Origin of the sequence: Burkholderia sp. M6-3 (assembly GCF_050858985.1) — a bacterium.
In the GTDB taxonomy this organism is placed as follows: Bacteria; Pseudomonadota; Gammaproteobacteria; order Burkholderiales; family Burkholderiaceae; genus Paraburkholderia; species Paraburkholderia caledonica.
Map to the genome: position 1 here is coordinate 133,570 of NZ_CP110093.1, position 17,809 is coordinate 151,378.

The 17,809-nt window shown below is 56.7% G+C and carries 14 protein-coding genes and 1 pseudogene; 4 read left to right on the top strand and 11 right to left on the bottom strand.

Annotation, left to right across the window (positions count from 1 at the left end; genetic code table 11):
* Positions 1-364: 364 nt before the first annotated feature.
* A complete protein-coding gene (locus OH764_RS35795) occupies positions 365-634 on the top strand; it encodes a hypothetical protein (protein ID WP_498851989.1) in 270 nt (89 codons plus the stop codon).
* A gap of 860 nt (positions 635-1,494) precedes the next feature.
* Here the strand turns inward: OH764_RS35795 and OH764_RS35800 are convergent.
* Together OH764_RS35800 and OH764_RS35805 are read right to left on the bottom strand one after the other, a co-directional pair.
* Positions 1,495-2,652 carry a reverse transcriptase domain-containing protein gene (locus OH764_RS35800; RefSeq protein ID WP_498851990.1) on the bottom strand — a complete coding sequence of 386 codons (1,158 nt, stop codon included), beginning with the start codon at positions 2,650-2,652 and terminating at the stop codon, positions 1,495-1,497.
* Between the two features lie 241 nt (positions 2,653-2,893).
* Positions 2,894-3,523 carry an SLATT domain-containing protein gene (locus OH764_RS35805; RefSeq protein ID WP_498851991.1) on the bottom strand — a complete coding sequence of 210 codons (630 nt, stop codon included), beginning with the start codon at positions 3,521-3,523 and terminating at the stop codon, positions 2,894-2,896.
* Between the two features lie 375 nt (positions 3,524-3,898).
* Here OH764_RS35805 and OH764_RS35810 point away from each other — a divergent pair, with 375 nt between their 5' ends.
* Positions 3,899-4,396, top strand: a complete 498-nt coding sequence (locus OH764_RS35810; protein ID WP_498851992.1) for a hypothetical protein — start codon at positions 3,899-3,901, stop codon at positions 4,394-4,396.
* Positions 4,397-4,827: 431 nt separating this feature from the next.
* On the opposite strand, the gene OH764_RS35815 is transcribed toward OH764_RS35810, so the two are convergent.
* From OH764_RS35815 to OH764_RS35830, 4 genes are all read right to left on the bottom strand, one after another.
* Positions 4,828-7,854: a DEAD/DEAH box helicase gene (locus OH764_RS35815; RefSeq protein WP_498851993.1), complete on the bottom strand. Its 3,027-nt coding sequence runs from the start codon at positions 7,852-7,854 to the stop codon at positions 4,828-4,830.
* Between the two features lie 1,507 nt (positions 7,855-9,361).
* Positions 9,362-10,192: a polysaccharide deacetylase family protein gene (locus OH764_RS35820; protein ID WP_498851994.1), complete on the bottom strand. Its 831-nt coding sequence runs from the start codon at positions 10,190-10,192 to the stop codon at positions 9,362-9,364.
* A complete protein-coding gene (locus OH764_RS35825) occupies positions 10,189-11,304 on the bottom strand; it encodes a glycosyltransferase family 4 protein (protein WP_498851995.1) in 1,116 nt (371 codons plus the stop codon). Before OH764_RS35825 ends, OH764_RS35820 begins: the two co-directional genes overlap by 4 nt.
* A 179-nt stretch (positions 11,305-11,483) precedes the next feature.
* A complete protein-coding gene (locus OH764_RS35830) occupies positions 11,484-11,762 on the bottom strand; it encodes a site-specific integrase (protein ID WP_498851996.1) in 279 nt (92 codons plus the stop codon).
* Positions 11,763-11,771: 9 nt separating this feature from the next.
* Between OH764_RS35830 and OH764_RS35835 the strand changes: the two genes are divergently transcribed.
* Positions 11,772-12,583 (top strand): IS5 family transposase gene (locus OH764_RS35835; RefSeq protein ID WP_498846769.1). Its coding sequence is split into 2 segments (ribosomal slippage): positions 11,772-12,111 and positions 12,111-12,583, totalling 813 coding nucleotides; the frame shifts between segments, so codons are not numbered across the junction.
* A 331-nt stretch (positions 12,584-12,914) separates the two neighbouring features.
* Here the strand turns inward: OH764_RS35835 and OH764_RS35840 are convergent.
* Both OH764_RS35840 and OH764_RS35845 read right to left on the bottom strand, forming a co-directional pair.
* Positions 12,915-13,076, bottom strand: a complete 162-nt coding sequence (locus OH764_RS35840; protein ID WP_498851997.1) for a hypothetical protein — start codon at positions 13,074-13,076, stop codon at positions 12,915-12,917.
* Positions 13,077-13,154: 78 nt separating this feature from the next.
* Positions 13,155-13,886 carry an IS6 family transposase gene (locus OH764_RS35845; protein WP_498851998.1) on the bottom strand — a complete coding sequence of 244 codons (732 nt, stop codon included), beginning with the start codon at positions 13,884-13,886 and terminating at the stop codon, positions 13,155-13,157.
* 426 nt (positions 13,887-14,312) lie between these two features.
* Here OH764_RS35845 and OH764_RS35850 point away from each other — a divergent pair.
* Positions 14,313-14,785 (top strand): annotated as a pseudogene (locus OH764_RS35850) (GNAT family N-acetyltransferase).
* A 339-nt stretch (positions 14,786-15,124) separates the two neighbouring features.
* Here OH764_RS35850 and OH764_RS35855 read toward each other — a convergent pair.
* The 3 genes from OH764_RS35855 to OH764_RS35865 are packed head-to-tail and all read right to left on the bottom strand — an operon-like array spanning position 15,125 to position 17,594.
* Positions 15,125-15,880, bottom strand: a complete 756-nt coding sequence (locus OH764_RS35855; RefSeq protein ID WP_498852024.1) for a MipA/OmpV family protein — start codon at positions 15,878-15,880, stop codon at positions 15,125-15,127.
* 32 nt (positions 15,881-15,912) lie between these two features.
* Positions 15,913-16,794, bottom strand: coding sequence for an alpha/beta hydrolase (locus OH764_RS35860; protein WP_498851999.1), 882 nt, complete (start codon positions 16,792-16,794; stop codon positions 15,913-15,915).
* 2 nt (positions 16,795-16,796) lie between these two features.
* The gene (locus OH764_RS35865) at positions 16,797-17,594 is read right to left on the bottom strand and encodes a DUF4118 domain-containing protein (protein ID WP_020067632.1); all 798 of its coding nucleotides are present in this window, start codon (positions 17,592-17,594) and stop codon (positions 16,797-16,799) included.
* Between the last annotated feature and the right edge of the window lie 215 nt (positions 17,595-17,809).

The following is a 17,809-nucleotide window of genomic DNA, read 5'->3' on the forward strand; positions in this document are numbered from 1 at the left end:
TGCGAAACGCGAATAACGAATCGCACGAATGGAAGACTCAACTTAGATGAAGAAACCAACATGAAATTTACACTGATAGTCGCATCCGCTGTCGTGCTGTTTGTCATGGCCAGCGTTGCGCATTCGCAAGGCACACCGCAAGCCTCTCAACCTGCTCCGCAAGAAAACGCTGCAACACAAGCATCCGACCCGAGTGCGGGGATGGAAGCATACGGCGGTAAGCCCGACACACGGGTACAAGCCGGTGCAAAACATGCCAGACCGTGCCGGATGGATCCACAATGCAACGTTTTTTTGGAGGGAGCTAACAAAGGTCTGACGGCGCGAGAGCCATGCAACCCGTTGATGACGAAAAGGTGAAGAAATGAAAGTGCAACCCTCGGCTGCAACCGTCGTGCTATTCCTGCTCACCGTGGCCGGCGCTGCCGACGCTCAGGAAATGCAACCGTCAGGCGTCACTGGCCACTCATCCAATCAGCAGCCAATCCATTCATCGCAGCAGGCGATGCCGATGGGCGGTGGCAGTACGTGGGACTATGGAGCCCAACCGGGCGGACGAAATGGTTACGGCAAAACCCGAGACAGTCAACCGTGCGTGGTGGGCCTGTCGTGCGATATTTATCAGGGGAGTTAGCTGGGTGGGGATGCCGCGATAAGCCAGCTCGCTAATTGAAACGACCGATACGATCGATAAAGCAGATGCCGAATGGGGTTGAGAGCGTCAGGGCACTGATCGAGGAAGCAGCCGTCCAACTGCTCGACACCGACGTTGGCAGCAATCCGCCACATAGGTGACGTAGAACCAGGCCTGCTTCAACGTCAGCTATGGCCGAGTTGCTCAGATCGAGCATCCGGCAGGTTCCGAAGTGGACCGGCCGTTGGAATGACGGCTTCGTGTGTTGCGCGAACGGCAACTATTGGCCGGACCCCGTCCGCTGCCCCGTCGATCGCTGATCGCAAGGGTTATGCGAAAGGCATGGATCGACCCACTACGGCCAGACGATTCCGTCCAAAGCGGTCACTCAGCCGAATCATTGATTTGCGCACTGGAGCACCATAAAGCGGACGCTCGCGACCGCATCCAGTCGGCCAACTACCGCCATTCGAGGGCGATTGTTGGCGGACGCTCGAACGTCTCCTCTACCTTCGAATGCTGTCCATTGCCCTGTGACGAGCGAAGAGCGGTGAAGAGTCAAACGCAGTTCATACCAATGCAGTCCCGCGGGCGCCCGATAGTCTTCGCGATCAAGCGCGTTGTTGAAAACCACTTTGTATTTGGAACTTGCCATGGCGTGGCCGGACGGGTGCCCCCACTTAGGTATTAGTCATACCCCGCGGGCGTACGGCTCGACCGCTTACCGCTATACGAGGGTGTCGTGCGACTCACTGCCGCCGACTCGCAGCGCCTGAAGCGTTAGCCGACAATAGGGATAACTCGCCCCATTCCCCGACTGCTAAAAGCGTCTGTTGCCAATCACGTCCAGACCACGCATTTCATGAGATGTCTTGGATATCTTGTTCCAGCTCTCTAGTAGCTCGCCTGATCCGGAAGGAAAACGTCGATCGCACCGTCGCGTCTGACAGCCCTTTCACGCTTTGTCCAAAATAGCTTTCCAAAATGCGTCGCATACTTGCCACAGACGTTGTATCGAAATTCGGTATGTATCCGCGCTCCGTCGGATCACGTCGTCGGCATTCAAAATAGACTCGGACGAAAGGCCGCAGTTTTTTAGTTGTCGAAACGTTAAATCGCGCCATCAGGCTTTCAACTGTCTTGTCTAGTTTGTGAAGCTGCTCGACACTCGAATCATCAATCTGCGAAAAATAAAAGACCCATCCCTTCCTGGTGTTTTCGAAGATGCAACCAGTGATACGGAGATTGACTCGCCATAGCAATACGTTCTTCGCAAAAGTCAAATTTTGCCTCCTTAGTTTTTTGTTTTTTTGCTTTCGCTTTATCTCTTGACATCGGTATTTGTATGTTGTGAATGCGTCAGCCAGCGAACTTTCCAGTCTCTGGATAGACTGTTCTTTGACGCGCGCCTTACCATCTACAAAGAGGTATCCGAGAAATGAAAACTCTTCCTCAATGGGACCGAAAACGGACTTCGAGCCAGGAAGCGAGATATCGTGAACTTTCAGGCTAAAATCGCCTTCCAGTGTGCGGCTCATCTCGGAAAACAAAGGTGCGGGATCAGATGCGCAAAGGGCAAATACGTCATCCACGTACCTGAAATATTTAATCTCTATCTTTTTTTCCATCCAAATATCGAACCGATGGAGAAAAATCTCCGCAAGAATGTTAGATATTGACAACCCTTGCGGCACACCCACTGGTTCGGCTCGTCTGCCTTTATCTGCTACAGCGACGGTAGGCGTCTCCAACGCACTGTCTAGCAGCGATATCACATTCGCACTTTTTATCCGCCTCTTTACAGTCTCCCGAAGAATCGCGTGTGAAATAGAAGGATAGAAATTTTGTACGTCGAGCTTAATGAAATAGTTATACTTTCCGGAAGCAACTTCACGCTTCAGATCATGAATTACAATTTGCGGTATTTTTAGTTCAAGCAGCCCTTCAAATCGAGCTTTCAAGATATCGCAGATAGCGCGAAGTGTAATTCTATCGCGAAACGTCGCAATAGAAATCACGCGGGGAAATCGGTTGGCTCCTTTTGATATTAGTTTTTCCTTGAATTGCGAGAAATGATAAGAACGATTCCCCGCCTTCCTTCTAATGAGAGCAATCTCCGCGTTTAAATTCTTCTCGAATGTGGACCGATTAATTCGGTCAATTCCGATTGCACTGGTCCTCGCTATATGCTCTTCATATATGTTTTTAAGATTCGAGCTTGAGAATATTGCTTTGTACGATTTTTCTGAAGGGCGCATATCACTTGAAAAAGATAGAATACGCGAAAAAGAACACAGGCGGCACAATGTACCCGCCAAGCCAGATAGCCCAACGCCTGGAAAAAAATAGAAACACGCTTGCGCACTCGCGCTTCGACAAAGGGCGACTTATGCCTCTCGCACCATATCGGCTCACTGCGTCATCTATCTCAAGGTGATTTTCGCTGCTTGCCAACGTCCGCGCGTACTCCCTCTCTACCACGACATACGCAGCGTGTGCCTCTTGAACAGACGTCATCCACTCAATTCGATTTAAATCATCCAACAAAGTTTGAAGCTTCACGTAGACTGCCTTAAATTCCTCTGCACGACCCTTAAAATTTCGCGCACTGACGTATGGAGCAATTCCAAATAGCAAAACAGATATGACAATTAATGTCACATTAGCCGCATCGTCTGACAGGCCGGCCGCATGAAATTTCAAGAGGTAAATCGACAGTCCGATGCTATAAGCGGAAAAAAGTTGAAGCATTAGTTGCGCGTGAAGGTCATTCTGCAACAACCGTTTTTCAGATTGAATGCGAGCCTTTCGTGTAAACCAAATCCGGTTGTATAACGCTTCGCGCGCTTTTTGAAACGGGTCGACAGGGGGCGTGGGATTCGTTGTCATAGTTATTAGAGGTGAGGGTATGCGAAGATTTAAGGATAGTTTAACTCCCCCGCAGGGGACTGGCCGAAGCCCGCGACCCGAAGATCGCTCTTTAATAGGGTCACCTCAATGAGGTCCTAGACCGAAGCCTAGCGCATACCCTCGCGGCAAATATAAGGTATCTGAACACGCAAATCAATTTTCTGTCCCAGCGCCTCAAGCCGACTACGGCCTTTCGCGGGTGACCTCGTACACCAGCGAACGGCTATCGAAGCGGCCGGATTCATGCCCCGCGCAATTGATTTCGGTAGTGTGCTACGGGCGATGCCGGATTGCGCGCAGAGATTTAGCTGTTCATCATGTGTGCCTGCTCCTCGTCACCACGGAGATTGCGCGATGCCTTTTGTTCGTGTTCGCAAGCCCGATAACTATGCACGTTGGGCGCAAATCGCCGCTGCTATATCCTCCGGGGGCGGCATACTCATTGCGGGCGTCAGTGTCGGTGTGGGCATCCACCAATTTTCGCAGACGCAACGTGAAGCAGAATTCGCTCGATTCGAGGAAGCGCAGAAGCTGCACGAGACGCAAGCAATCGAAGCACGACGCCCCTATCTCGAGCAAAAGCTCAAATGGTGTACTGAAGCCATTGAGAAAGCTGCTGCGATTGCCGCTGACGCCAACCAAGCTAAACCTGAAACGAAGACGCGTTTCTGGCAACTGTACTACGGCGTTATGGCAATGATCGAAAACAAAGAGCTTGAGAAGGCTATGGTCGCGTTCGGCAACGCGATGGACACAGGTCAAGTAAAGCAACTGCAAAAACTATCACTGCACATTTCCTACGCATGCCGTGATGAAATGGCGAAAGAGTGGTCACCGGCTTGGAGTCGGTAGCGCCTATGTCAGTGGACGGAATGTCAGAGTGGGTCGGTCCGCATTCGATCTTCGCAGAAGCTGGCGTTCCTGCTGCTCGGCCACGCCGAACTGCAAACGGCGGCTTAGGCCGGGATTTGACAATCTACTCGAACAAAGAAATGACCGTTGTACCTCGGAAGCGGCCATTCACGTAGGTCAGTTCCAATGGCGTCTCAGGGTCGGGAAGACGCACTGCCAAGTGTCCGCTTCCGGGCAACTGAATTCCACCGACCGCTTTCCGGCGATGAGTTTGAAGAGCGGACGGACTCAGCGCGACCCACTGCGGCCGCTCCGAACAGCGCCGCCGCTGTGACCGCTTCCAAGTGCACAGCGGCCGTCGACTCTTCGAGTCCGGCGGCGATTAACGGCGTTTTGCGAAGCGCTTTATACGGCCAACGAGAATCGGCATGTCAATTCTTCTTCCGTTTTTCGATTTCTTGTCTCACACGTTCGATTTCAAGCCGTTTGGCTTCCTTTGTTCCCCATGGTGGCGCTCTGTTTTGGGTGCCTTCGGCGGCGGCATGAATACGCGCTTTGGCAGCAAGTGGGTTGGCTCTGCGTTCGTCCAACTCCCTCATCTTGGCCGCTTCCCGCTCGGCGAAGCGTTCAGCGGCGATAGGTGTGGTTCGTTCAGGGAGTCCGGCAAGGATCACAAGCTTGTCAATATTGTCCCAGGTGCTGATCCAGCCGTCGTTGTAGGCAAACTCGCTAATCAACGGGAGATTGAGTGCCGTGTAGATCGGGATCCAGTTTACTTCTTCGCCTTGGCGGCGACGCACAGCGAGTTTGGGATTGAACTGGTACCGTCCGGTGGATACACGCAGAAACAGAGATCTATTGTAGGCATAGTCTCTGTCGATTTCGTTCCTCGCCAGCACGCCAGAAAGATGCTGGCGCTTGTTGCGCTCGGGCCGCACTACGTTAGCGGGTAAGTGTTGCCAGGCATCGAGGATGATTTGGGTTTGGAACGCGCTGTCTGCATTGCGTCGTATCTTGCTGAATTGGGCTTTGAACAATACCCACAGGGTCTGGAACAGAAAGTATTCAGACAGATGCCGGTCGATGCGGACCAGGCGATCACCCGCTCTGACATCAATGCAGGGCGGAGCCAGGCATTCATAGATTGCCGCCAGCGGGCCAGCAGCGAACTTTGCATCGCCAAATGCCTGCCGCAGAGCCCAGTGCAGTGCATTGTGACCATAGTGATCGACGGCATCGCGGTCGGCACCGCGCTCCAGCAGGGCTTCTACCAGCGCCACATTTCCTGCAGCAGCTGCGGCCATCAGTGGCGTCTGGTTCATTGGCAGGCGATGATCGACGCCATGCAGGTCACACTGCCTGAGGATGTCCTTGAAGTGGTTGGCGAAGTAAGGGACGTAGCTCTTGCGGCCGAATACCGCGCGCTGCTGATCAAAGGACCGTGCCTGCTCGAATTTCGCCTCAACTGCCAGCCACTTGGCGAGCTGCGGTTCGTCGAAACAGGTGGCATAGTCAAAGAGTTGCTGCTTGCCCTTGTTGCCCGGAGACTGCTCGCGGAAGACCTTGATCAGCAGGTTCCTGACCTTGGCATCATCGAACACCGGCCAAGGCACCGGAACCTGCTTCAAGATGGTGCGACGGATGTCGTCCGCCTGCTCCTGCTTGCCCTGAAGTTCGAGTTTGCGTGCTTCCTTCTGCCAGTCTTCGAGCGTGGATTGTTTGCCCTCGATCTTGGTCTGGCCGACGACGAGATCCAGCAACCCGAACAACTCATGCCCTGTGTCCGACTCGATCATGTAGATGTTCTTGATGGCGCGCGTCAGCGCTACATACAGGGCATTGACGAAGAACTTGTAGACTTCGAGCGACTTATCACTCTTGTCTTTGGCGCGTTTGTAATCCAGTGTCTCGACCGCCAGATCGGCCTTGGCGACGCCCTCGACGATATCGTTGAACTCGCCGCGGTGATCAGAGATGAAGCGGTAGAGCACGATATTCTCGTATTCGAGACCCTTGGCTTCGTGGATCGAGAACAATAGCGGCGTGGCAAAGTGCTTGCGGGCGTCGGCCTTGTCCTCATCGCGCATTACCAGGACGGCGAACTGTGTGGATTGGCGAATCTTCTGGTCCAGTTCGCGCTTGGTGGCGTCCTTGTCGGGTATCAGCGTAACCTGGCCGGTCTCGCCGCCGACGGCCTGGACCAGGAAGTTGCTCTCGCGGTCGATGGAACCGAAGCGCCGCTGCTTGATCTTGAGCAACTGATTGGCGACGCGAGTGGCCTCCAGGCCGTTGCGAAAGTTGGCCTCTAGCACGCGCAATTCCTGTCGCTCGGCCAGTTTAGGGTCCTTCCAGAACAGGCTCTTGACTTGGCTCCAGGAAAAGAAATTGGGATGGACAATCTGATTGGAATCCCCGCAGAGCATGAAATGGCCAGGCTTCTTCAGGGTTTTGAGCACGAGCGCGAGTTGCACGGTGGTGATGTCCTGCACCTCGTCAATAACCACGAAGTCGTAGCGCGGCGCAGCCAGCGCTTGCCAGTCGTGTGCGACAAGATTCAGGTCGTAGAGCTTTGCCTCGGCCAGCCAGGCGCTATAATTCTCAAACAGATTGTAGAGTTGGTCGCGCCGTTCTACGGGAAAGATCGATTGACGCACCCCCAGTGCTCGATACTCGTCGCGCGACAGGACACCGCCCGACCCGGCAGCAATCACGCCGCGAATCTCCTCGAAAGCCTGGTGGGCTTCGACATCCTTGAAGTTCTGCCGTATACGGGAGTACCAGCCCGCAAAGTCGCGCCAGCTAGCCTCGCGTCCTGCCGGAACGCGGATCGACTCGACAAACTCCCGGTAGGACAGAAATACGGCATCCTGACCGCCATGCTCGAAACCGTTGGAGTAATAAAGGTCGCGTGCGCTCTGCGCCAGGAAGGCGGAGTGAGTGACGTAGAGGACCTCACCTTCGGCATGCTTGAGCTTTTCAAGCGTCAGTGCGGTCTTGCCACTGCCAGCGCTGCCGACGACAACCAACGGAGGTGGCTGTCGGTAAATGGTCTCCTGCGTGTCATCAAACGAGATCGGTTTGTCGAGCAGGTGAATTCCGGTACGTTCGGGATGAAGGTAGCGTAGAGCTTGCGCCTCCCTGATGGCGTCATCAACGCTGATGTCTGGAATTTTGCTCTCGTCAATCGCCGCGCCGCGCAGGAAGCGTGACTTATCGTAGGCGTGATTGGCGATCACTTCCAGCATCAGTGCGCAGACTTCATCCCCGTGGCGCACCAGGGAGAACAACAGCCGGTCGGCGTCATCCAGCTTCGCCCGGTAGAACTTGCCGTGGCTCAGATTGGCGAGCTTCTTGACTTGGGCAGCACGGAAGTCGTGGCGAGCGATGGCCGCGGACACCTTGTCGTAGCTGGCCTTGACGCGTGAGGTGTCGAGCCCGGTGTATTCGAGGATCTTCATGAGGCGACGAGGATGAGAACAAGAGCAAGAGCAAGAGCAAGAGCAAGAGCAAGAGCAAGAGCAAGAGCAAGAGCAAGAGCAAGAGCAAGAGCAAGAGCAAGAATTCTCTCATGGTCGTGTGGGCTGACAACTTCTATAACAAGTTTTCCGGTCGTGAACGGCAGTTATCCGACATGCACCGGACGCCCTATGACTGACGATTTGCTCCTACTGAATGACGGCTCCTGGCCGCCTTGAGGCAATACCGCTGCCAATTTGCTCGCCGGAAACCGGCCATTGCGAAGGGACGGACGAGGCCTCGGGTATGCAAAGTGGATAGACGCCTCGACCGGGGGCTCCTGGGCCGAGCTTGGACGTCCGGCGACCGGGGCGGCGGGGCGTGAGACAAGCCGATTGCCTTCGGTGTGGAGTGGCGCGTACTGGGCAGTCGCTTCATCACATCTGCGCCTGCAGTTGACACTTTTATTTCGCTCCATCGATTTCGTATGCAGCAAGGCTTTTCAGGCGATGACGCGCCGCACGACCGCAGATTGACAAACTTATTGTCTCAACGGTGACGGAATTAATACGGTCTACGGTCATCGCACGACACCTCCTGCAACATAGCGCCACGCAGACCTGATATCGCCACCTCCGATTATCCTAAGTGTCAGATGTTGCGATTTCCGGTACCGTTGGCCGGCGCGGGCTGTCGCGCACACCCGTTCGGGACGGCGCACTGCTAGTCCCCGGAACCACAACGGCACCTGGCAACACCGGATCTCGGTATTCCGGGCCGGTCCCAGGTCGGGGGAGGATCCGACAACCGGCACTGCTAGTCGCGGCCGCCGGTCGGTTATCCTGTCCCAAATATCAACCTGGAAACTGAGGCGATGCGCAGCAGCTCCAATCGTGGGTCAGGATTCCCCGCAAATCAACAGCTGCGACTGCTGGTACGGATTGTGTGCTTCGCGTTGTGCCGGGAAATCACGACAGAGGCCTGTTCGGTAATTTCGCGCTGGGTCCACGCGTGCGGCATTTCGAGGCGTTTTTCGGCGCTCGCCCGATCAGCGTTGACAATGTGCCAACTTATGATGTCCACGCGTCGCGTGGATTTCTGTGGCGCTGGATGTGTCGTGGCTGGACGACGATGCAGCTAGCGGTTCCCCGTCTCTGGTGGGGGTTCACTGCCGGTGATGCCAAGCGGCTGCCGCTGCTTCGAGACGATGACCCAGCGGAAGTATCCCTAATCTACCTTGATAGCAACCACGGCATGCGTCTGGCAACAGGAAGCGTGGATGTGAAGCAGTTGATGCATCTACAGGCCGGGATCCTTAGCCGCAGAGATGAACAGCCGGAAAGGCCAGTTCAAACCCTTCGCTTGACGAAGGCCCTACGGCCATGCATGCAACGGATTTTGCAGGCTTACGGATCGAGGTCCCGTTTGTTGGCGCTATTCAGTGCGATATATCGTTTTCGCGGCTCGCGCCACTCGCAGACGGCAAGTAATCGCGAGATTGCCGGTGCATCACCGTTTGATCCTAAGGTATGCCCGGCTGATTGCGGGCCGGGTGTGAATCCACAGCCGCGAGGCTAACCACGATGCTGGTCGGTCGCGCACCTCTAACCGAGTGATCGAGCGAACGGAGCTACCATTGTGTCCAGGGTAATTGGACCCCGCCTCGCATGTGTAGAAATGCCGGAATCCTGCCTGATAGGCGACACGTCGATAGTCATCGTCGTAATAGCCTTGAGGCCAGCACAAGTGATCGGAAATGGCTCCGAGCCGTGTTTCCAAGGTCGCGCGGGCATCGTGGAGATCGCGCTTAAGTCCGGAGCATTTCTCATCTGCATTGACTGACACTTGATCCCATCTCACATGACTATGGGTATGGCTGTGAAATTCGAAGGTTCCGGCCTCGCGCATCGCATCGATCTCAGACCATCGGAGAATCGCGCGATCAGCTTCACCGTTTTCAATCGCGACTTCACCGGCTCGATGGTTGAGTAGTGGAGGCAACGTGCCGCCAGCGCCCGCATGGGCACGCGCCGGCCCTTCGCCGATCCAGCTCGTCACAAGAAAGCACAAAGCGGTCAAACCGTGTGCCTGAAGCACGGGATACGCATAAACCCAGTTGTCGAGATAGCCGTCGTCGAATGTCAGCATGACCGATTTCTCCGGCAACGCCTCTCCCGCCAGATAGGCGGCTAGTTGCGTGCTGCCGATCGTCCTGTACCCCGCGTCTGCCAGATACGCCATTTGCGCAGCGAAGTTATCGGGCGACACCGTGATCATCCCCGGCGACGTGCTGATATGGTGGTACATCAGCACGGGCACTCCTTTGGCATGCCGGGTCATCCCGATGCTCCTCGCCGGCGGAATACGTGACGCCGGCGATCGATGCCGCGCAGGTATAGATCGATTGTCTCTCTCGCCATACCTTCTACCGTGAAGTTGTTGTCGGTCTTGATACGACCAGACAGTCCAAAGCGCGCGCGCAATGGTGCATCGTCGACCAGACGCGTGAGCGCGGCGCGCAACGCGTCAATGTTGCGCGGGCGCACGAGTAAGCCGTTCACGCCCGAGTCGATCAACTCGGGAACCCCGTCGACGTCGGTGCCAATCACGGGCAGACCCATCGCCATCGCTTCGATAAACGCTTGGCCTAGCGCTTCCTGGTGAGTCGGGAGCACGAACAGATCACAGCCACGCAACACGTTGTTGATGTCCTTGCGAAAGCCCAGCAAATGAATCCGTTCTGACAAACCAAAGCCGTCGATCATCGCCTTCAATTTGGCAAGTTCACCGCCCTCGCCAGCGATTACGACGTGAAAATGCGGTCGATCAATCATCATCGGTCTTACGGCCTCGATCAGGTCCTCGTGACCTTTTTTTTCGCGGAGCATCGCAACCACTCCAGCGATGACTGTGTCTGAATCGAGTCCGAGTTCGTCGCGGAGAGTCGAACGCGTCAGCGGCTCCGGCTTAACAATGCCATCATAAATTGTATCGACGCGACTTTCCTGCACGCCAGCGGAAATCAGATAGTTGCGCACGTAGTGACTCACCGCCACAACGTGATGGGGAATCCAGTTGTACGTAACCAGCGATGTGATGGGCAACGCCAGATGCCGCGTTCGCACGATGAACGGCGTTCCCGCAAGACGTCCGGCCGCGCCTGCGACCAAGGTGTCATGGCCGCTATGCGTATTCAGCACATCGAAGTTATGTTGTTCGAGAAGCGTGCGGATTCTCAGCATGGAACGCACATCGGCGCCCCCGTGTATGGGCGCGGGATGCACCGTAAAGCCTTCCGCTTGAGAACGGATCCCCAGCATTGCATTGTCGGAACATACAAGTTCAACGGTGTGACCAAGCGCACGTAGTGCGATCATTTCCTTGAGTGTACGAACTTCCTGACCCCCCCAACCCCGCGATGACTCGCTATGGAGGACACTTATAGCCTTCATATCCTGACACTCTCCCAACAGCTTGTTATCGCCCGACTGCGTCCGTAACGTTCTGTAATATTACCTCTTGTAATTAACCAGGGACCTCGTAGTTTCCCCGATGGGCAAGCCAGTTTTCAGTACGACGTTCGCCCTGACGCTAGCAGGTTCGCAAGGGCTAGGCCTGATGCTCAGTTGACTCAGATCCTGACCTTCACCGGCTCCAGCCCCCGCGAGTTGGCGTAAAGGTCGGCAATTGCATCGGTCATATGGCCGAGCAAAGCCTTCGCGTCGACGTTGCCCTGTTCCATGTAAAGGCGCTTCGTGAGACTCCGCATTTCGTGGAAGATGGGGGCATCGTCGCCTGTAATTCCAGCCAGATCGCGCGCCTCTTTAAACTTAGAAGCTGTTGCGAAATTAAGTTCTGGGCCTGTTAACTTTTCTGACTTGGTGTTAACTTCCTGTCTTGTTTTGTCCAACAGGAAGCGATGCCTAAAGAACTCATCGACGACGAATTGTGGTTGCTCATCGAACCGCTTTTACCTGCTCGGGCACCGCGCAATCGCCAGTATGCGGGCCGCAAGCCGACTCCCGACCGTGCCGCGCTGACGGGCATTGTGTTCGTACTGCGCTCCGGCATTGCGTGGAATCTGCTACCGCAGGAGATGGGATGCGGTTCGGGCACCGCCTGCTGGCGGCGGCTCGTGGCATGGCAAGAAGCAGGAGTCTGGCAACGCATCCACGAAACGCTGCTGGCCGAACTGCGTCGCCGTGGCGAAATCGACTTGTCACGAGCGCTTGTAGACAGCTCGTCGATTCGCGCGATGCTGGCGGGAAAAAAACCGGCCCGAATCCCACGGACCGGCGCAAGCTCGGCAGCAAACACCACCTCATCGTCGACGCGAAAGGCATCCCGCTCGCGGTCATTCTGAGCGGGGCGAACCGCCACGACGTCACCCAGCTTGATGCACTCGTCGATGCCATTCCACACATTAGAGGCAAGCGGGGACGCCCGTTGCATAAACCGCAAATCGTTCAGGGCGACCGGGGCTACAGCTCGGAACCACATCGACAGCGTTTGAGAGAGCGCGGCATCACGCCGGTGCTCGCAAAGATTGGCTCGCCCCATGGCAGTGGTCTGGGCAAAACGCGTTGGCCAGTCGAGCGCTCGATTGCATGGCTTCACTCGTTTCGACGCCTGAAGATTCGCTACGAACGTTATGCCCATGTCCATGAAGCCTTTCTGTCCCTGGCTTGCGCCTTGATTTGCTGGACGCGACTCAGGCCAATGTTTAACTAATTTCGCAACAGCTTCTAAGACGTGAACGTTTTGATTTTGATGGCCGAGCGCCTTCGGCGCGTTGACGTTCGGGCGAATGTGGTGGACCAGATATTTGCTGACGATTCCCGTTGCGCGGCAGCGCGCGATCACATCGGCCAGCGACATGCCGAGCTTCTCCATACGCAGCTCGAGCGGGATTGCGATTTGGACGCTTGTCTTGCTGCGCGTCAACACTGCATGGCGACCGTCGAGCGGTCCTGCCCGGATATGAGCGCCAACAGCATTGCGTTTTGCAACCAGAGTGCCATTCCGGGTGCCTTCTCATAGATGCGCTGGAATTCCTCGAACGTCAAACGGCCGCCTTGGCGGTCACTGCCGCGCGCTGGGTGTCCGTCGCGGGATTTTCCGTCATCCGGCCGAGGGCTTTGCCGCGCGGGCACAGCACTTTCATGCGGCTGCGGACGTGAACGGCCCATGGCATCTTGCCGCGCGCCTCAATCTCTTCGAGCATCTCGGCGATATGCTTCGTAGGGCTCTGTCAAGTTGGCGGGCGTAGGCTATCTGTGTAGCTTAAAAGTAGTTATCCTTATTAGCTAGCTTTGTCGACAGCACCAGTAACAGTCCAATCATGCCATGTGGCGAAGCGTTCTTTGAGTACGGCACGATGACATGCCGCGTTCATTTGATGTCTGGGCAGCGCGAAGTGCTGCCTGATCGGGCCGAAGCACGAGAGAAACGCCTGCGTGCGACGCGCATCGCGAAAACCGCACATCTGGCGTTCACGTCTGCGGGTCGGCTGGTGGCTGTTCTCGGCGCGGTTGTTCACACGTGCAGCCGCTTTGACAAAAACGTGCTTCACGTGAGCGAGCTCAGGAATGTCAGCCTTCGCCGCCGGATAGCTGCGCAACTGGTCGGTCACAATCTTGTTCGGCACCGGGTTTGAACGCAGCACCCGCTGGAAGAAGCGCTTTGCCGCGGCCTTGTTGCGCCGCTTTTGCACCAGCACATCGAGTTCGGCACCATGCTCGTCGACCGCTCGCCACAACAGATACGGCTCGCCGCGCAGCGTCAGGAACGTTTCGTCCAGATGCCATATGCAGCCCGGTTTGGGCCGCGCCGCTTTGGCGCACCGGGCGAATTCAGCGCCGAATTTGTCGCACCAGCAACGGATCGTTTCGTACGTGACCACCACACCACGCTCGAGCAACAACTCTTCGACGTCGCGCAGGCTCAGGCTAAACCGGAAATACCACCGAACCGCGCAGCTGATGACGACGGCGGGGAAGCGGTGACCATGATAAAGCGATTTCGTTTTCTTCATCGCCTCATTCTATCGCCGCCTCCCCATCAACCTGACAGTGCCGCACGAAGGTGTCGCCGAGCGGCGCGGGGCGGCATCCGGCCAATTTGAGCCGCTCGTGCCGACTGCCTGAATCGGTGACAATTTCCAAATCGCTATTGACAGCTACGCTCCAGAACGGCAACCTCCGGTCATGAACTACGACGCGCTAAATTTCGTGATGTGCACCATGACCGCCACTGGCGAGTCGTGGGAATCGTGACGTTCATACATCGCACATAGATTTCCTCAACGGCCCCGCCAGTCATGACGGGGCCGTGTCGTTTCAATCGCTCCGTTTTGCATTGGCACAAACTGGAGTGATTGCATGCACGACAAAGTATGTGTTTCCGATCTTCGGAGTCTTATCGACGCCTCGACTTGGCAGATCGCGCCGAGGAGCGCGGCATGCTGACGATACGAAAAGCTAGTAGTGGCGATGTGCTCGATGCGTGGGATATCCGCAAAGCTTCGGTCCTTGCTGCGTGCGCTAAATATTATCCAGAAGCTTCCTTGTCAGCATGGGTTGCTGCTCGCCGACCGACAAATGGGCCAGCGTCGTTGAACGCGACTTTTACGTAGCCGTCGATGAAGGGTTGGTCGTTGGCACAGGGATGCTTACCGTCGCAAACGGGCAAGTTGACGCCATCTTTGTCCGGCCGTCTCACATGGGGCGCGGTATTGGACGCAAGATGCTGCAGTCACTCGAAGCGTTGGCTCGCGATCACGGACTTGTCTCGATGCGGCTCGACGCCACGCTGAACGCGGCACCGTTTTATCGTTCTTGTGGTTGGTCGGGGGATTCGATTTCGACATACCGAACGTCGCGCGGACTGGAATTGGCTTGCGTGCCGATGACCAAGTCCGTTGCCCTAGCGTAGCTTGAATCCCGTGCCGACTGCTGCCACCAGCAGTCGGCAAAACCGCTAGGCCGAATGGCGGCAATCGGGAAGGCTATCTGTCCGCCGCGGGTCGAGTGCGGAAGTTCGCCGGTCAAGTCGATCCATTGCGGGTGCGCTTCCGATGGACTTCCGGGTTCGGCCACAACCCGCCGTTCACGTGCGCCGTCGGTCGGATGTTCAGGGGTCGGCTCTGCGGGACACAGCGAACGTTGCCATGATGATGGCTCGACTACTTGCCGGCTGTTCCTCTCTGACCACAGTGAAGTATGAGCGCTGGGTTTACTCGGGCCGCCAGGATCGCGCGAACGATTTTCGTTGCTAGAAGCGGTACAGCACGGACGCCATGCCGTTGAGGTCGAGCCGCCGCTCAGTAATTGGACTGCCTGCGGCGTAATGCTCGAGGCGTCCCACAACGGCCTCGACGCTCGCCGACCAGTGCGGACTGATTTTGTAGGTTGCATTCACGTTGAAGTGAATATCGCGCAGGCCCGAACTGGTATCGTAGTGCGGCAATCCCGATGCTGCGCTTTCCTGCGACGTAATGCCGAATAAAGTCTTCGTATAGGTCGCGTTGGCCCAAGTGAGGCCCGGACCCATCGAAAAGAGCCAGTTACCGCTCGGCGCCGACATGAATATGTCGGCCGTCGCCGTCAGACCTTGTCCCGTTCCCGCGATGTCCTGATAGGCCGCCAGCGCGCCAGTGAACGCCCACACCGTGTAATCGCCGAAGAGCCGCAGCTTCGGTCCATAGTGCACATCGGGCAAACCTTTCAGCCGCGCATCGTCCGATGACGATCGCGACTGGAAGTCGAAGCTGACCGACATACCGACGTGATAGTTCTCTCCATGCAACACGTTGACGCCGAGCACATCTGGACCCTGTGAGAAAACACGGTCCTTCCATGAAATGTCCTGCACGGGGAACGGAAGCACCTGAAGCTGCGAGGAACCAGGGTACTTCGGGAATACATACATGCCCGGCCCGACTGAGATCTTCCAATCGCTGCCGGCCTGCGGTTCATCGGCGTATGCGACGCCCATCGTGCAATAAGCGCTTACCGCTGCGAGCGCCATGCACCGGCGTCCAAAAGAGGTGATGTCGAGCCTCATGCTTTTCTCGCCACGGCGGCCAACTGTCTCAGGCGCCGCGCAAGCGCCCTTGATATGACCGGCGCTGGATTGTTGCAGGACGCCGACGCCGCAGCACTTTCGCGCAGGAAAAGTGCGCATTCCCGCGCGACGACCTCGCGTTCGTTGTCCGATGTGATCATGTGGTACGAGTCGTCGAGCCAGATAGTGCGAAGAAACGACGCCCCGACGTTCGCCACGACGTAGCGCGCGTTATGCGGGCTGGACGTCTCATCGTCAATCGCGTGAATGATGAGGCAGTCGGTGCTTATGCTCTTCAGCTTCTTGCGTACTGAATTTGCAAGCCGGCTTGCTTCGTGAAGCGCTGGCATCGCAATGGACGCGGGCCCCACTTCACTGATTCCGTCCCTCTGCATCACGCGTGCAATCTTCGAGCGCAACGCCTCGTTGCGCAGGCCATAAGGTTCGTGCTCGCGATAACGGTAGCGCGAACGCAATGGTGTGTAATAGGCGTAGTCGAGCAGAAATCGGTACCAGGGGATCGCCCAGCCGTCATAGCTGAGTGTGATCGACAACAGCATCAACGCGCGCGCGCTCGGGCGCTCTTGAGCGACGGCGGCGGCCAGCGTCGCGCCCATGGAGAGGCCGCACACGGAAACATGCCGGTGTCGCGCGGCAAGCGCGTCGAATTCGGCGACGGCTGCGCTGATCCACTGCTCCATCGGTACATGTCCGGTGCCGGCGCTGTAGCCACGAAGTTCTGGCGTGTGAGTCGCGAAGCCTTCCTCGACGAGTGCGCGAGAGAGGAACCGCAATTCCGCTGGAGAACTTGAAAGGCCGTGCAAAATGAGAACAACATGATCGTTGCCCGGAGCAGCCGGAAATTGAGAGGGGTTCATAGTCAGTCTTCCGCCCGAAGGATCAGAAATTCGCCGGACGGGGTAATGAAGCGTTCGCACACACATTCGACTGCGTGCCAACCGTGTCCGCTCGATAGAAAACGCATGCGGTGGTGACCGGGCACCAGGCGGTTGTTCAGACGCGCGAGATCATCCTGATGCACTTGCGAATGCCTGGCGCCGTAAGCGATACCCGTAATAAACGATTCGTCGTCGATGACTCCCGCAGCCGCAGAGGTTCCCTCCGCCGCGACGAAGCTGCCGGGCGGCGCGCTCGTTGCCGGATCTAGCGCCTTGATGAGAATGAGCGATCGGTTGTGCTGCGCGATGTGATGCAGCATGCGATGCATTTCATCCGTGGCGCGACGCGCGAGCAGGCGTTCGTTATCGCCACGCAGCAGCATTTCATAGCGCGAGTGCGCTACCGACGCGAGCAGTTCGGCACGATACTGCGCGCGTCTCAAGCGCTCGACCAGCGTGATGACAACAATCGTAATGATCGTGTACGAGAGCAGCAGGCGGATATCCGACGCATCGATGATGTCGATGCGTCCGTAGGGCGGGACGAACAGGTAGTCCGCGAGACAGAGCCCCGCCAGCATCACGCAGAGTGCGGGCGCGAGGCCGCAGTAATACTCTACGAGCACGGCGGCGATAAGAAAGGCGGTGCCTGGCATGATCGGGCCGAGCAGCGGGTGAAGTATCGATCGGATGGTGGCGGCGGTAAAAAGTGCGGCCGCCGCGATGATCCAGCGTTTGCGGCCTCGCGAAGCCCACCGTCGAGAGTTTTTGACTTTCATTCGTTTTATATGCCGACGTGACGTATTCCTATAAGCCGGTGATTGTGCCAGACACGTCTCTGACGTTACCCGCAATCTCGGGCTAACTTTAGTTAGACGGTAGTGCGCCTAAGCGTGGCGGCAAAGCTGATAAAGCCCCGCGCCCGGCACAGCCTATCTGCGCAGTAACGAGGAGTCGGCGGAGGCCAGGATGCCGCTTGCCCAGGCATTCATGC

What these genes read in the sequence shown, in the direction of transcription:
- OH764_RS35805 (WP_498851991.1), bottom strand. Translation starts at nt 3,523, where the DNA reads ATGACAACGAATCCCACGCCCCCTGTCGACCCGTTTCAAAAAGCGCGC.
- OH764_RS35855 (WP_498852024.1), bottom strand. Translation starts at nt 15,880, where the DNA reads ATGGCGCTCGCAGCGGTAAGCGCTTATTGCACGATGGGCGTCGCATAC.
- OH764_RS35840 (WP_498851997.1), bottom strand. Translation starts at nt 13,076, where the DNA reads ATGCTCGAAGAGATTGAGGCGCGCGGCAAGATGCCATGGGCCGTTCAC.
- OH764_RS35795 (WP_498851989.1), top strand. Translation starts at nt 365, where the DNA reads ATGAAAGTGCAACCCTCGGCTGCAACCGTCGTGCTATTCCTGCTCACC.
- OH764_RS35820 (WP_498851994.1), bottom strand. Translation starts at nt 10,192, where the DNA reads ATGACCCGGCATGCCAAAGGAGTGCCCGTGCTGATGTACCACCATATC.
- OH764_RS35865 (WP_020067632.1), bottom strand. Translation starts at nt 17,594, where the DNA reads ATGAAAGTCAAAAACTCTCGACGGTGGGCTTCGCGAGGCCGCAAACGC.
- OH764_RS35845 (WP_498851998.1), bottom strand. Translation starts at nt 13,886, where the DNA reads ATGAAGAAAACGAAATCGCTTTATCATGGTCACCGCTTCCCCGCCGTC.
- OH764_RS35860 (WP_498851999.1), bottom strand. Translation starts at nt 16,794, where the DNA reads ATGAACCCCTCTCAATTTCCGGCTGCTCCGGGCAACGATCATGTTGTT.
- OH764_RS35825 (WP_498851995.1), bottom strand. Translation starts at nt 11,304, where the DNA reads ATGAAGGCTATAAGTGTCCTCCATAGCGAGTCATCGCGGGGTTGGGGG.
- OH764_RS35815 (WP_498851993.1), bottom strand. Translation starts at nt 7,854, where the DNA reads ATGAAGATCCTCGAATACACCGGGCTCGACACCTCACGCGTCAAGGCC.
- OH764_RS35810 (WP_498851992.1), top strand. Translation starts at nt 3,899, where the DNA reads ATGCCTTTTGTTCGTGTTCGCAAGCCCGATAACTATGCACGTTGGGCG.